At 62.9% G+C, this 14,531-nt stretch carries 17 protein-coding genes; 13 read left to right on the top strand and 4 right to left on the bottom strand.

Annotated elements, in window-relative coordinates; all coding sequences use genetic code 11:
- The 13 genes from GWP04_06065 (at position 1) to GWP04_06005 (ending at position 12,683) form a co-directional block, all read left to right on the top strand.
- On the top strand, positions 1-1,431 hold the full coding sequence (locus GWP04_06065) for an aldehyde dehydrogenase family protein (protein ID NIA25118.1): 1,431 nt from the start codon (positions 1-3) through the stop codon (positions 1,429-1,431).
- On the top strand, positions 1,431-2,135 hold the full coding sequence (locus GWP04_06060) for a hypothetical protein (protein NIA25117.1): 705 nt from the start codon (positions 1,431-1,433) through the stop codon (positions 2,133-2,135). Before GWP04_06065 ends, GWP04_06060 begins: the two co-directional genes overlap by 1 nt.
- A 179-nt stretch (positions 2,136-2,314) precedes the next feature.
- Complete coding sequence (locus tag GWP04_06055; protein NIA25116.1) at positions 2,315-3,721, top strand: extracellular solute-binding protein; 1,407 nt, start codon at positions 2,315-2,317, stop codon at positions 3,719-3,721.
- Between the two features lie 72 nt (positions 3,722-3,793).
- On the top strand, positions 3,794-5,173 hold the full coding sequence (locus tag GWP04_06050; protein NIA25115.1) for an ABC transporter permease subunit: 1,380 nt from the start codon (positions 3,794-3,796) through the stop codon (positions 5,171-5,173).
- Positions 5,173-6,021, top strand: coding sequence for an ABC transporter permease subunit (locus GWP04_06045; GenBank protein ID NIA25114.1), 849 nt, complete (start codon positions 5,173-5,175; stop codon positions 6,019-6,021). The genes GWP04_06050 and GWP04_06045 overlap by 1 nt, the downstream gene beginning before the upstream one ends.
- Before the next feature lie 165 nt (positions 6,022-6,186).
- On the top strand, positions 6,187-8,424 hold the full coding sequence (locus GWP04_06040; GenBank protein NIA25113.1) for a molybdopterin-dependent oxidoreductase: 2,238 nt from the start codon (positions 6,187-6,189) through the stop codon (positions 8,422-8,424).
- Between the two features lie 247 nt (positions 8,425-8,671).
- On the top strand, positions 8,672-9,160 hold the full coding sequence (locus tag GWP04_06035) for a hypothetical protein (GenBank protein NIA25112.1): 489 nt from the start codon (positions 8,672-8,674) through the stop codon (positions 9,158-9,160).
- Positions 9,161-9,359: 199 nt separating this feature from the next.
- On the top strand, positions 9,360-9,572 hold the full coding sequence (locus GWP04_06030; GenBank protein NIA25111.1) for a hypothetical protein: 213 nt from the start codon (positions 9,360-9,362) through the stop codon (positions 9,570-9,572).
- Positions 9,569-9,907: a heavy metal-binding domain-containing protein gene (locus GWP04_06025; GenBank protein ID NIA25110.1), complete on the top strand. Its 339-nt coding sequence runs from the start codon at positions 9,569-9,571 to the stop codon at positions 9,905-9,907. The genes GWP04_06030 and GWP04_06025 overlap by 4 nt, the downstream gene beginning before the upstream one ends.
- A complete protein-coding gene (locus GWP04_06020) occupies positions 9,858-10,235 on the top strand; it encodes a DUF1992 domain-containing protein (GenBank protein ID NIA25109.1) in 378 nt (125 codons plus the stop codon). Before GWP04_06025 ends, GWP04_06020 begins: the two co-directional genes overlap by 50 nt.
- Positions 10,236-10,777: 542 nt before the next feature.
- Positions 10,778-11,422 carry a hypothetical protein gene (locus GWP04_06015; GenBank protein ID NIA25108.1) on the top strand — a complete coding sequence of 215 codons (645 nt, stop codon included), beginning with the start codon at positions 10,778-10,780 and terminating at the stop codon, positions 11,420-11,422.
- Positions 11,423-11,532: 110 nt separating this feature from the next.
- On the top strand, positions 11,533-11,679 hold the full coding sequence (locus tag GWP04_06010) for a YHS domain-containing protein (protein ID NIA25107.1): 147 nt from the start codon (positions 11,533-11,535) through the stop codon (positions 11,677-11,679).
- A gap of 11 nt (positions 11,680-11,690) precedes the next feature.
- Positions 11,691-12,683, top strand: a complete 993-nt coding sequence (locus GWP04_06005; GenBank protein NIA25106.1) for an NAD-dependent epimerase/dehydratase family protein — start codon at positions 11,691-11,693, stop codon at positions 12,681-12,683.
- 4 nt (positions 12,684-12,687) lie between these two features.
- Here the strand turns inward: GWP04_06005 and GWP04_06000 are convergent, their stop codons facing one another.
- From GWP04_06000 to GWP04_05985, 4 genes are all read right to left on the bottom strand, one after another.
- Positions 12,688-13,473, bottom strand: coding sequence for an alpha/beta fold hydrolase (locus tag GWP04_06000; protein NIA25105.1), 786 nt, complete (start codon positions 13,471-13,473; stop codon positions 12,688-12,690).
- Positions 13,470-13,859, bottom strand: a complete 390-nt coding sequence (locus GWP04_05995; protein ID NIA25104.1) for a hypothetical protein — start codon at positions 13,857-13,859, stop codon at positions 13,470-13,472. Before GWP04_05995 ends, GWP04_06000 begins: the two co-directional genes overlap by 4 nt.
- Positions 13,856-14,062 (bottom strand): hypothetical protein, encoded by a 207-nt coding sequence (locus GWP04_05990; protein NIA25103.1) that lies wholly within the window; start codon positions 14,060-14,062, stop codon positions 13,856-13,858. Before GWP04_05990 ends, GWP04_05995 begins: the two co-directional genes overlap by 4 nt.
- Positions 14,063-14,160: 98 nt before the next feature.
- Positions 14,161-14,531, bottom strand: a 371-nt coding sequence (locus tag GWP04_05985; GenBank protein NIA25102.1) for an ABC transporter permease, incomplete at its 5' end; no start/stop codon positions are given.

The following is a 14,531-nucleotide window of genomic DNA, read 5'->3' as shown; positions in this document are numbered from 1 at the left end:
ATGAAAGGCATGTTTGTCGACGGGATCGCCGTCGAAAGCACAGACGGAACCGCCAGCACCATCATCAATCCTGCGAACGGTCGGGCCCTCGCAGATGTCGCCCGTGCGACTCCGGACGACGTGGATCGGGCGGTTCGGATCGCTCATGGGCGTTTCGGAGTGTGGCGCAAGACATCTCCGGGCGAACGGCGGGACGTCCTTCGACGGCTCGCGGGACTGATCCGCCGGGACCATGAGCGTTTGGCGAGGATCGAGTCCTCCAACGTCGGCAAGCCGATCTCGGCTGCTCGCGGTGAAATCGAGGCGGCCGCCGCCACCTTCGACTACTACGCAGGAGCCGTCGACAAGATCCACGGGCAGACGATCCCGACCGGTGCGCCAGGAACCCTGCTCACGTTCCGCGAGCCGCTTGGCGTGTGCGGTCTGATCGTGCCGTGGAACTTCCCGGTGCTGATCCTGTCGTGGAAGGCGGCACCGGCTCTTGCCATGGGGAACACGATCGTCGCGAAGCCCGCCGAGGTAACGCCGCTGTCGGCGCTGGCGCTTGCCGAGCTTGCCCTCGAGGCAGGAGTGCCGCCAGGCGTGTTCAACGTGGTGCCGGGCAAGGGATCGATCGCAGGTGAAGCACTCGTGCGTCACCCATTGGTCCGCAAGCTGTCGTTCACCGGCTCGACCGAGGTCGGCACCAGGGTCATGCAAGGTGCAGCCGAAGGCATCAAGCGGGTGTCGCTCGAGCTTGGCGGCAAGTCGGCGAACGTGGTGTTCGCCGACGCGGACATGGAGCCTTGCGTCGAATCGTCGATCTGGGCCGTGTACGACAACGCCGGGCAGGACTGCTGTTCCCGCAGCCGGATCCTCGTTGAGCGGCCGATCTTCGACGAGTTCGTGCAGCGGTTTTCCGCCAGAGCTTCGACTATCGAACTCGGAGACCCCACCGACGAAGCGACGGAGATGGGACCGCTGATCACCTCTGCCCATCGCGAACTCGTCGAGAAATACCTCGAGATTGGTGATGCTGCCGGAGCGACCAGGGTGTGTGGCGGCGAACGCCCGGGCGGCGCCCTTGGCGAAGGCAACTACCTCACGCCGGCCGTGTATGTCGATGTCAAGCCGGAGATGGTCATCATGCAAGAGGAGATCTTCGGTCCGGTCGTTGCCATCATCGCCTTCGAAGGTGAGGAGGAGGCGGTTCGCCTCGCCAACGACAGCGACTATGGGCTCTCGGGCTCGGTGTGGACCCGTGACATCGGGCGCGCCCTGCGGTTTGTGCGCGAGTTCGAAACGGGGATGATCTCGGTGAACTCGAGCTCCAGCGTGCATATCGAGGCACCGTTTGGCGGGATGAAGAAGAGCGGCATCGGCCGTGAGCAAGGCATGGTCGCACTCGATCACTACAGCGACTACAAATCCGTGTTCATCGCAGATAGCTGATGAACGTCGGGATTCTCATCTGCGACCACGTGGCGGACCGGTTCCGGTCGATCTCGGGCGACTTCCCGGACATGTTCCGGGGTCTCTTCGCCCGGACGGCATCCGACTTGCGGCTCAGGTTCTATGACCTGGCCGAGGGTGAGGAGCCCGACTCGCTCAATGAGTGCGACCTCTGGTTGGCTACCGGAGCAAGGGCTTCGGTCTACGATCCACTGCCGGTCGTGGCGAGACTCGAGCGCCTGGTCGTCGGCATCTATGAAGGCGGCCATCGGTTCTTCGGGATCTGTTTTGGCCACCAGATGCTTGCGCAGGCGCTCGGCGGACGAGTCGAGAAGTCGGCCCGTGGCTGGGGGGTTGGGGTCCATGCCGCCGACATTGTCGACGAGGCCGTGTGGATGCAGCCACCGGCCCGACGGCTACGCCTTCTGATGACCCACCAGGATCAGATCGAGAGGCTTCCACCAGGCGGACGAACACTGGCATCGAGTGAACACTGTCCCATCTGGATGCTGTCCGTCGATGACCACATGGTGGGGGTGCAGGGGCACCCCGAGTTCACACCCGCCTTCGCAGGAGCCTTGCTGGCGGAACGGAGAGAGGTCATCGGTGCTGCCGTTGCCGATGCCGCACGGGACACCTTGCACGATCCGACCGACGAGACGCTGCTGGCCGACTGGATCATCGAGTTCGCCCGCGCCGAGTAACCGGAGCCGTGATCGAACCAGTCGTACCTCGGCCTGGCAGCGAGCGTCGAGGATGAGAGGTCGGTTCTCATGATCTAGAGTGAAGCGACGTCGCTCGATACAGGAGGGGAAGCCTCGACAGAGAGAGCATCGCGAAGACCTTTTCGGGTTTCACGACCCATGAGATAAAGGACGAATCTGTGAAACGACTCATTCCATTCGTAGCGGTGCTGGCGGTGTTCGCCATGATCGCTGCTGCGTGTGCATCAGGCTCGACAGAGACCACGGCGTCGCCAGAGACGACGGCAGCCGTATCAGATCAGCCGACTGACATCAATATGTGGATCGCCTTTTCGGACGAAGCGCGATTCAGCTTCACCAGAGACAAGGCCGCCGAATTCAACGCGAAGCATCCTGACTACAACGTGATCGTTCAATCGTTCGACTCCTACAACACGGTGTTCGAGCAGGCTGTGCTCGCCGTGGATCAGGGGAGCGCACCGGCGATCATCCACTTCTTCGAGGCCGCGACCCGTCAGGCCCTCGACGCGGTGGACTCGCAAGGAAACCCGATCTTCAAGTCGGTGACCGACGCCATCGGCGGTAGGACGGAGATCCTTGGCGAACCGGTCGTTCTGGACGACGTCGTCCCGTCGGCTCGTAACTACTACACCGTGAACGGATCTTTCTACTCGATGCCGTGGAACACGTCCTCGGCGATCATGTTCTCCAACATGGACATGCTCAAGAAGGCCGGCGTCACCGAGATCCCAGACACCTGGGCGGGTGTCGAAGCTGCGTGTGAGAAGGTCATGGCAATGCCTGACGCCCCGAAGGCCTGCATCACATGGCCGAACCACTCGTGGTTCGTCGAGCAGAGCCTGGGACAGCAGGGCGAGCTCCTGGCCAACAACGACAACGGCCGCTCCGGCCGTGCAACCGAGGTGTACCTCGAGTCGCCCGGCATCCTCAACTACATCGGTTGGTGGAAGGACATGGCCGACAAGGGCTACTACCTGTACACCGGCGCACAACGTGACTGGGACGGTACGTCGAATGCGTTCCAAGCACAGCAAGTTGCGATGCTCATCTACTCGAGCTCCGATACGACGGCCCTCACCCAGGCCGGCGTCGACGGGGGCTTCGAAGTGAAGGCCAGCTTCATGCCGCACAACCAGGACGTCCCGTATGAAGGGAACCTGATCGGCGGTGCGACGCTGTGGATGATCAACGGACTCGACAAGAAGACCGAAGACGGCGCACTCGCGTTCATGAACTTCTTCTCGAATCCGGAGAATGCAGCGGAGTGGCACAAGATCACCGGCTACATCCCGATCACGCAGCCTGCGGTCGATCTGCTCCAGAAAGAGGGGTTCTATGACGAGAACCCCAACAGCCTGGTTGCATCCGAGCAGCTCGCTGCTGCGAAGGACACACCGGCGACGCGAGGCGCTCTGCTCGGCAACTTCGTGTCGATCCGTGACGTCATCACGATCGCTATCGAGGACATCCTCACCAACGATCTCGATGTGCCGACGCGAATGAAGGACGCCAACGCCGAAGCCAACAAGATCCTCGGTGAGTACGAGGCTCTCTACGGCGGTTGATCGATGTGACTCGGGGGCGGCGAGCGATCGCCGCCCCCTGGTCTTTCGGCTGAGCGCGAAGATGCTTCTCGCATGATGTTGACCCTCGGCATCGTTGTTGCCGCTCTCGCCGGTCTGGCGTACGTCGCCAAGACGAGTGAGCTCTCCTCGGCGCGCCGTCTCGCCATCGGTGCCGTGGTTGCCGCGGTGGGTGCTGCCGTCAGCCCCGCCTTGATGCGCGGCTGTGCGTTCGAACCTGAACGCACGGCTGTCGACCACATCCTCGCCTATGCGCTCATGGGGGCCGGAGCGTGGCTCGGACTCATCGCTGCGAAGACGTACTTCGATCATCAGGATGGCAAAGTCGAAGAATCGCAAATGACCGGAGACATTCGGGCGGGAGGTTTCCGGCTCGGATGGTGGGTTCCGTGGGCGCTGCTTTCCCCAACGCTGCTGATCCTGGTCGTTTTCCTCTACACGCCTGCCTTCCAGACGTTCGCACTCGGGACCAAGCTGACCCGCCTGGCGGCGCCCCGTGCGATCCCGGTCTGCTTTGGCAACTTCTCCGAGTTGCTCATCAGCGATCCGGTCAGGCTGCTGGCCTATCCGTTTCTCGCTGTTGCGTTCATGCATGGCGTCCGGTTGTGGAGACGGAGGTCCCTGCCCGGGACGACGAGTCACCGTTTCGCGGAAGTTGCCTCCGTGTTCGCGAGCTTGGCGGTGTTCATCGCTCTGTACGCGATCTTCTCTCCCGGTGGTGGTGGGGCGGTCAAGTACCGGCCTGTCTACGTCAATACGGTGATCATTTCTGCCGGGATCGTTGGGTTCGGGATGGCGGGTGGGTTGGCTCTGGCCTATCTGGCGTTCCGCAAGATCCGGGGTGGAGGGGTGTACCGGACACTGCTCATCTGGCCATACGCGATCTCCCCGGCCGTTGCCGGCATCCTCTTTTTCATGCTTCTCGATCCGACCGCTGGCATCGTTGGGCATCTCGCGCAGGAACTCTTCGGGGTAACCCTTCCCAATTACCGCGAACACGCATTTCTCGCGCAGCTCGCCATCATCATGGCCAGCGCATGGAAGATCCTCGGTTACAACATCCTCTTCTACCTCGCAGGCTTGCAGACGGTACCGATCGACCAGATCGAGGCAGCGATTCTCGACGGCGCCACTCCGTGGCAGCGGTTTCGCCACATCGTCCTTGCCGCCCTGTCTCCGATCACGTTCTTCCTGCTGGTGACCAACCTCACGTACGCCTTCTTCGAAGTGTTCGCAACGATCGACTACATGACCAAAGGCGCTCCTGCCGGAGCCACGTCGGTGTCGATCTACGAGATCATTCGTATCGGCGTCGACAACGGTGATCTCGGTCGTGGAGCTGCCCAGTCCGTGCTGCTGTTCATGGCCGTGATCGCGGTGACGCTGTGGCAGTTCCGCACGAGTGGACGACGTGTCAGCTACGGAGGTGGATGATGGCTGGACTGACCGTCGGCGTGATCGGGAAAGGCTTCCTACGCGGGAAGAGGTGGCCGTTTCACGTGCTCCTCGTTTTGAGTTGTTTGATCATCGGCCTCCCTGTGCTCTACGCGATGCTCGTCGCGACGCAGTCGAACGCCGAAGTGTTCTCGTTCCGGCTCACGCCGGGTACGGCGCTGGCGAAGAACTTCAACGATGTTTGGGTATCGCGCGGCATCGGCGTGAACCTGTGGAACTCAACCCAACAGGCCGTCTACGTCACCGTTGGCAAAACCGTTCTGTCACTCATGGCCGGGCTGGCATTCGTGTATTTCCGCTTCCGAGGCAAGTGGATCGTGTTCTTCTTCGTACTCATCACCCTGATGATGCCGACCGAAGTGATGATTCTGGCGATGTTCCGCCTGGTGTCGAAACTCCAGTGGCAGGACACGATGGCTGCGCTCGTGGTGCCGTTCCTGGCTTCTGCAACCGGCGCGTTCCTTTTCCGCCAGCATTTCGCGAATCTGCCGACGGACCTGCTCGAAGCGTCACAGATCGACGGTGCCACCCCAATCCAGTTCCTGACCAAGGTGCTCATCCCGCTCTCATGGAACGTCATCGGCGCACTTGCCGTCATCCAGTTCGTCTACACGTGGAATATGTATCTGTGGCCGCGTCTGATCATCCACGATCAGGCGTCCCAGGTCGTCCAGGTCGGTCTCCAGACGTTGCAGAACATTGACGGCGGACTCACGTATGGTCCGCTCATGCTGGCCGCCGTCATCGCGTCCATTCCGCCGACGCTGGTCTTCATCCTGCTGCAGAAGCCGTTCATGAGTGGCTTCTCCATCGGCCAGGAAAAATAGGGTTCAACGGCACGCCGTTCGATGCAACGATCCGGACCGTGTCCCGAAATGCCGCTACGTTGGCGACGGATCGCGATAGCGTGAACTCATGAGGGTTCTCCTTGGAATGGCGCTCTGTCTCGCGTTGGCGCATCGCGGCGCTGCCAGGGTGCTGGGCCGATCCGCATGAGGGAGGACCGAGTGTCGACGCGAAGAACCGTTTACCGAACCTGCCCGCTCTGTGAGGCAACGTGCGGACTCGAGCTTGCGCTCGAAGGCGACGAAGTCGTGAGGATCCGCGGTGATCACGACGACGTGTTCAGCCACGGGTTTGTCTGCCCGAAGGGATCTTCCCTGAAGCATCTGCACGCCGACCCTGACCGGCTTCGAACACCGTTGATCAGGCGAGGTGGCGACTTCGAGGTAGCGACCTGGGAAGAGGCCTTCGCCCGCGTCGCTGCGGGCCTGCAGCCGATGCTCGCCGAGCGCGGCCGCGATGCCGTGGCCATCTACCTGGGCAATCCGAACGCCCACAACATGAGCGGCCCCGTCTACGGCCGGGCGCTCATCAAGGCCTTGGGAACCAAGAACGTTTTCACGGCCTCCACCGTCGACCAGATGCCCAAGCATCTGTCGTGCGGGCTCATGTTCGGTCATCCCGACTTGATCCCGGTGCCGGATCTGGATCGCACCGACTATCTGCTCATGCTCGGAGCGAACCCCTACGTCTCCAACGGCAGCCTTGCGACGGCTCCTGACTGGCCGGGACGCCTCGAGGGTATTCGCCGGCGGGGAGGCAAAGTCATCGTCATCGACCCTCGGCGGACCCGGACGGCCGAGTCCGCCGACGAGCACCTGTTCATTCGTCCCGGGACCGATGCGTTGTGGCTGTTCGCCATCGTGCACACGCTCATCGACGAGAGCCTGGTCGCACTCGGACGTTTCGAGGATTCCTGCACCGGTCTCGATGAGGTCGCACGAGTCGCCGCTCGATTCAGCCCCGAACGAGTCGAAGCGAGGTGCGGGATCGACGCCGGGACGACTCGCCGTATCACCCATGAACTCGCCCAGGCCGAGACGGCCGTGGTGTACGGGAGGATCGGCACCCATACGACGGAGTTCGGATCGCTCGCCGCCTGGCTCGTCGATGTGATCAACGTTCTGACCGGCAACCTCGACGAAGCCGGCGGAGCCATGTTTGCCCGCGCTGCCCATGAGCGACCTCGGAAGCAACGAGGCTTTCGGACCGGTCGCTGGCACAGCCGTGTCAAGGGATTGCCGGAAGTGCGCGGCGAGTTCCCCGTTTCGACACTTGCAGAAGAGATTGAAACGGATGGCGAAGGGCAGGTCCGGGCGCTGATCACCATCGGCGGCAATCCTGTCCTTTCCACCCCGGACAGTGCGCGTCTCGATGCTGCGCTCTCACAGCTCGATTTCATGGTGAGTGTCGACCTCTACCGCAACGAGACCACGCGTCACGCCGATGTGATCCTTCCGGCGCCGTCACCGCTGAATCGGGCCCATTACGACTTCGCGTTTCTCGGATTCGCGGTACGCAACGTCGCCAACTACTCGCCTCCGGTCTTCCCGATCCCTGACGGTGTGGCAGACGAATGGGAGACACTGCTCCGACTCGCCGCCATCGTTGCAGGGATGCCATCTGACACCGACCTCCAACCGTTCGATGATCTCGTGTTCAGCACGCTGGTCAACGCCACGATGGGAGACGAAGCATCTGTCGTCTTCGGTCAGGATATCTCTGAGGTCGCTGCGGCGGCCGAAGGGGGACGTGGACCAGGCCGGATCCTTGACTTTCTCATTCGCACCGGCCCATACGGTGATGCGTATGGGCGGAACCAGGAGGGTCTGACGCTCCGAAAGCTGCGGGATCATCCCCACGGTATCGACCTTGGTCCGTTGCAGCCACGGTTTCCTGATGCCCTGGCAACGCCGTCGGGCAAGATCGAGCTTGCCCCGGAGGCCCTGGTGGCCGACGTATCTCGGCTGGACGCCGTCCTCGATGTGCTTTCCGACGGGCTGCTGCTGGTCGGGAGACGGGATCTGCGCAGCAACAACTCGTGGATGCACAACCTGGACATCCTCGTGAAGGGCAAGGAACGTTGCACATTGCGCATCCATCCCGACGACGCGGGACGGCTCGGGATCAGCCAAGGTGTATCCGTCTCCGTGACATCACAGGCGGGCACTGTGACCGTTCCCGCCGACATCACCGAGGCAATCATGCCCGGTGTGGTGAGTCTGCCGCACGGGTGGGGGCATGACCTCGACGGGACCAGACTGAGCGTTGCCGCCAGGAGACCGGGAGTGAACTCGAATCTGCTCAGCCCCGGCACGATGGATCCGCTCTCCGGCAACGCGGTGCTCACGGCGATCCCCGTCGAGGTGCAGCCCTGTTCGGTGTGAGCCGGCCCCGCGCCTGTGGGCGGGGGACCATGGGTGGCAAGCAGACGGCCGTGGTGGTCGGTCATCGGCGGGTCCGCTCTCGCCAGGAATCGAGCCTGCCCGGGTCGTGCAACGGCGGGAACACGCCATGGGGGGTCGTATCGGTGAGGATTCACGAAAGTGCAACTCTGTCGGTTTTCCAGGCATTCGGGGGGTGCGGAGGCCTAGCCTGGAATCAACAGCGACGCGGAGTGGAGGGAGAAAAGGTATGCACACTGGTCGATTGTTAGCACTTGCCGGAGTGATCATCGGGATCATCGGTCTGTTCCTGAAGGCCTTGACGACGGCGGGAGAGGGAATGCTCCCGGCGCTGCACCAGGCAGATCCGGCATTCCCGGACGGCATCCCTACGATCTGGGGAGGACTCGATACGTGGGCGCAGATCGTGCTCGTCGTCTTGATCGTGACCGTGGTGGTTTTGGCCCTTCTGGGTGCACGGAGCGCTCCGATGAGCCGTTCATCGTCGCTCATCACTGCGGTGATCGGCGTCGCCTTGCTCGCGTACTCGATCGTCAAGTACCTCGATGCCTTGGACGCGGCGGATACGATCCAGGCGGGAATGGCCCAGGCAGCAGCCGGCGGCATGATCCCCGAGGCGTACACAGTCAGTGCAGGGATCGGGTTCCTGATCTTGATCGTCGGCACGGTGCTGGTGATCGCAGGAGGTCTCAGCGGCCTACGCAGCAGCGAGTCCTGAACCGTTCATAAAGGTGTGAGTGAGTACACGGGAGGTGTGCTTACTCGCGTAGGAGGAGACTTCGAGACCCTTCCGATGGTCGAACCTCGTGAGAGGGATGGCGACGGGAGATTGGCTCTTCTCGCCGGTCCTGCCCGTTGCGCTCGTAGCGAGGTCGTGCGGCGGAGCGAGGCCTAGCCTGGAGCCAGGAGGTGCAACGATGCAGAGAGTCGCGTATGTCCTCATCGGGGCCGGGGTACTGGCTCTCGTCGGCTGGTCGGTGAAAGGCTTCTTTCTTGCGAGTGAGATTCCCGTAGTTGTCAGAGCAGCCGTCGGCGCGATCGGTCTCGGGGTGATCATCCTCATCGGTATCGTGCTGAATGACCGGCTGTCAACTGCTCAGAAGGGCGACTTCAAGGAGGTTCAGCGATGATCATCACCACGGCAGATGCGATCGAAGGCCGTTCGATCGCCAAGACGGTGGGTCTGGTCAAAGGGAGCACGATCCGGGCACGGCATGTCGGCAAGGACATCATGGCGGCGTTCCGCAACATGGTCGGGGGCGAGATCGTCGAGTACACCAAGATGATGGGGGAGTCACGCGAGCAGGCGCTCGCGCGAATGATCGAAGATGCGGAGCAGCAAGGTGCGAATGCCATCGTTGGCATGCGGTTCACGACATCGATGGTGATGCAAAACGCATCGGAGATCCTTGCGTATGGGACCGGCGTCGTCCTCGAGGGAGTTGGAAGACGTGACCCGGCCTGAGTCCGAATCTGTCGCGGAGCGCGAAATCCGCGAGGCGATGGAGCGTGGGGAGTTCGACGATCTCGAGGGAGCCGGCCGGCCAATTCCCGGTCTCGACGGTAACTACGATCCTGCGTGGTGGGCACGCACCTGGGTCCGGCGGGCTCGGGCACAGGATGCAGCATGGGGGCTTCGGAGACGGATCAGGGAACAGAGATTCGCTCGGTTCGACAGCGACCTGGATCGACAACAACAGGTCGAGGCGCTCAACGCCGAGATCGAAGTCGTCAACGCCGACCTCCCTCGCAACGAGCAGATTCCCGTTCTGCACATCGAAGACCTTCAGTAGGAGTCTGCTGAGTAGTGCCGGCGCGGGAATCGGCAGCTCGCTTCGCTCGCCGTGGTCGGTACTTTGTACTTGGCATCGCAACCTCAGGTCGGTGCATGACCGCGGGGCGGCTATTGGTCCCCCCAGGGAGCGAAGCGGCCTGTTTCTCCCCCCAGGGAGCGAAGCGAGCGTTGGGGGGAGTACGGCGAAGCCGGGAGGGGGGCATACACCTGGCCCAGGACCCCCTTCGCCCTCGGCCAAAACCCCGAGGACACCTCCCCGGCACCCCCTCCGTCGCCTGAGCGGCACCTCCCCCAATGTCGGCCTGCGGCCTCCTGGGGGAGGAAACGGTCGGCCTGTGGGCCTCCTGGGGGAGGAAACGGTCGGCCTGTGGGGGCCTCCTGGGGGAGGAAACGGTCGGCCTGTGGGGGCCTCCTGGGGGAGGAAACGGGCCTTGAAGGGCCTCCCAGGGCCGGTGGAGAACTCACGAAGGTTTTAAGTTCGTTTCAGGGTGTTCTCACGATGGTGGTTCACAGTGGTGTCGTCCCTCGAAAGGAGATGACATGAAGAAGGCGCTCACGGTGCTGGCCATTGCCGGCGTTGTACTCGGAGGAATTGGCTTCGCTGCCACCTCACAGAGCGCTTCCGCCCAGGAAGCGGAGACGGCAACTCAGGCTCGGTTCCTCGGACCGATCAACGGTGTGCTCGACCAACTCGTCGAGCAGGGCACCATCACAGCCGACCAGGCGCAGGCGATTCGTGATGCCTTGGTCGCAAAGGCACCGGGTCCACGTGATTTCGACCGCCCCGGTTTCGGGCATCCACGTGCAGGACTGGAAACGGTTGCAGAAGTACTCGGCATGTCGACCGATGACTTGGTCGCCGCCCTTCAGGACGGGCAGACGATCGCAGACATCGCCGGTGACGAACTGCAGTCGGTGACCGATGCGCTCGTCGAAAAGGCGAACGCTCGCATCGACCAGGCTGTCGAGAGCGGGCGCATCGATGCAGACCAGGCTGCTGACGCCAAGGCGGAAGTGGCTGAGCGCGTCGACGCGATGGTAAATGGCGAAATGCCTCGCGGTGACTGTGACGGTCCGCGAGCTGGTGGCGGCTTCGGCCCGATGGGCGGCGGCCACATGGGTGGCGGTCACGCAGGTGGCGGTCACGAGGGTGGCGGCTTCGGCCTGATGGGCAGCAACGCCTGACCCAGCATCCTCCCTTCCCTTCCACTGTGACGCCCCCGAAAGGGGGCGTCACAGTTGTGTGCCCAAGACGCGCAGAAACGGTACCGTGTGTGGGACGGAAGGAGACCGCATTGGCAGGCGATCCTGTCTACAGGATGCAGGTAGAGGAGTCCACGGCGACGTGGGTCTCTGAGCATCAGGGCAACACGCACTACTTCTGTACTCCCGGGTGCAAGGACGCCTTCGTCGAGAACCCCGAGCAGTACGTTTCGGACTGAGGATGGTCGCAATGAGAGTGCTCGTGCTCGGCGGCACCGCGTTCTTCGGACGCGCCGTCGTCGAACAGCTTTACGACCGTGGGGACGACGTCACCGTATTCTCCCGCGGCAACACACGGCCTGAATGGTGGGGGAGTATTGGTCACGTGACCGGTGATCGCACCGACGCTGCGTCGCTGGAACAGCTTCGCGATGAACCGTTCGATGCCGTGATCGACAACATCGCCTATGCCGGAGGCGATGTCGACAGTCTGCTGGACGTCATTGCACCAACGGTCGGTCACTACGTGCTGACGAGCAGCTCGGCCGTCTACAACACCGCTCGTGGATACGCGCCGTACGGCGAAGACGACGTCGATCGAGCGTTTCGTCCGCCCGCCGACGAGGGGGTGTCGCCGGGTTGGGCGTACACGATCGGCAAACTCACCGCCGAACAGGCGCTTGTCGACCGGACCGACGTCTCATGGACGATCATCCGACCCCCGATCGTGCTGGGTCCCAACGATCCCACTCTCCGGGGGTGGTTCTACTTCCAGCGCCTCCTCGACGGTGGACCGCTGCTGCTTCGTTGCTGCGGGGAACGCAGTTTCCGGATCGTCTTTTCGCAGGATCTCGCCCGAGGGTATCTGAGAGTTCTCGACACGCCCGATGCAAAAGGGAGGGTGTACAACATCGCGCAGCAGGAAGTGGTGCGGATGCGGGACTTTCTTGCCGCTGCGGCGGAGGGACTGGACGTGCCTCTCGATGTCGTCAATATCACCGGGCGGGATCTTTCCCACGTGGCACTGGAGTATTCCGACCCGTACGACCAGCTATCGAATTTCATCCCGTCTGTGGAACGGGCCGAACGCGACCTCGGCTACCACTCGACACCGTTCAAGGACTGGGTGGGTGAGACGGCGCGCTGGTACCGGGACCATTACGACGGCGCGAATTCGCTCGGATATGAACGCAGGGATGACGAGATCCGTCTGGCCCGGGACCTCGCTTACTATCGCCGATGAGCCATCAGCCCACCTGGGCGAGGAACGACAGGACGAGTTCGTTGAACGTCTCCGCCTGGTCGATCGGCGTCGCATGGTGTGAGTGCTCTACCACTTCCAGCCGTGCGGTCGGCATGCGGTTCACGAACTCCTGTTTGACCGACACCGGCGTGTAGTCCTGGTCGGCCGAGATCACCAGCACGGGGCAGCTGATCTCACCGATACGATCCGCGACGCTCCAGCCGATGAGGGCCCGTGTGGCCGCCTTGTAGGTGGCCTTGTCGTTCTCCAGGAAGCCTTCCTTGAACATTCGGAGAAACTCGGCCTGTCCCGGCTCTGGGAAGAGCCGATTGCCGATCGTGTCGGCGATCTTGTTCATTGAGAGCAGGTTGACGAGGATCCTGCGTTGCCAGAGGTCGAATCGATCTCGCAAGGTGCTCGGTACCACGGCCGGGCCCGCGTTGACGACGACGAGGCTCTTGACCCGGTCCGGGTGGTCGACAGCCATCTGGAAGCCGACCATGCCGCCCATCGAGAGGCCTACCACGTTGACGGCAGCCGGCTCCAGAGCGTCCAGAAGTCCCAGTACGTCGGCGGCGAACATGGGGACGCTGTACGGACCGGGCGGACGGCCGGTTCGACCGTGACCCCGAAGATCGGTGAGGATGACGCGATGCCGAGCAGCAAACGGCTCTCGTTGCAGCACCCATCCCTTGCTGTTCGACCCGAGCCCGTGCAGCAGCAGGACGGGGTCTCCAGATCCGAGCGTCTCGTAGTACATCTCGAGGTCCCCGACATGTACCAGGGTCATGGCAGCGTTCCTTTCTCTGAGGCTCCAGTTGCTTCACCGACGAGCCCGAGCGCCGACGCGGCCATCAGATGCCAGAGGCCGTGGCCCTGGATCGGTGACGCGGGGTCACACCACGGTCCACCGGTCCCGGTGAGCGCATAGACGATGAGCGCAACCGAGAAGATACCGAGAGCAGCGCGCATCCGCCGGTCTTGCCTCAGTCTCGGATTTCGAAGCGCTCCCAGCGCGAAGGCGGCGACAGCGAGCGCAGTCAGGGTATGCCTCGCTGCGGGAACAACTCCGACGACGAGACTGGCGGCGGCCACCGTGACGAGCCAGATCCAGACCGCTCGGGCGTCGGGCCGTGAAGATGTCCAGACTGCCAGCCAGGACGCCGTGGCGATCACGGCGAGGATGCGCCGGCTCCCGCATGAAACCAGAAACTCGTCGCTCCGAGAACAACGAGTGTCAGTCCGAACACCAAGGCACCGGTCGTTCTGCGGCGACTCATGGTCCACACTCCGGCCACGGCGAACGCAAGCGCAGTGAACGCAGCCACCGGTTGCGCCGGAAACGTGAGACGAATCAGCTCACAGTCGTGGGGTGGCATGACCCCACCGTACCGGCGTGGGCGCGGAGCCGCGCGTCCGTGCTGCTATCTCTGAGGCACGGAGGGCCGCAGATCCGGTGCAACCCTCAGGGCACCGGCTACGCGACCGTCTTGCGATACACCCGTACGGCGAGTGGTGCGAAGACCACGAGGATGCCCGCGATCCACAACAGCGACGTGAGGACTTCGCCGGCCACCGTCTGGCCTGCCGGGAGCACCCCATCGCCGAGGACGAGTCCCCGGATGGCATTGGTGAGCACGGTGATCGGCTGGTTATTGGCGAACCCTTGAAGCCACGTGGGGAGTGTCTGCGTCGGAATGAACACCGAGCTCGCGAAGACCAGGGGAAACACCGGCAAGAACACGGCCGACTGCGCGGCCTCCGGATTCTTGACCAGCAGTCCAAGAACGGCCATCACCCACGACAGGCTGAAAGCGAAGAGCAGCGCCAATCCCAGTCCGAGAGACA

The organism is Gammaproteobacteria bacterium, from assembly GCA_011682695.1.
Lineage (GTDB): Bacteria > Actinomycetota > Acidimicrobiia > Spongiisociales > UBA4744 > BMS3Bbin01.
This window is presented reverse-complemented; position numbering and strand designations above follow the sequence as displayed.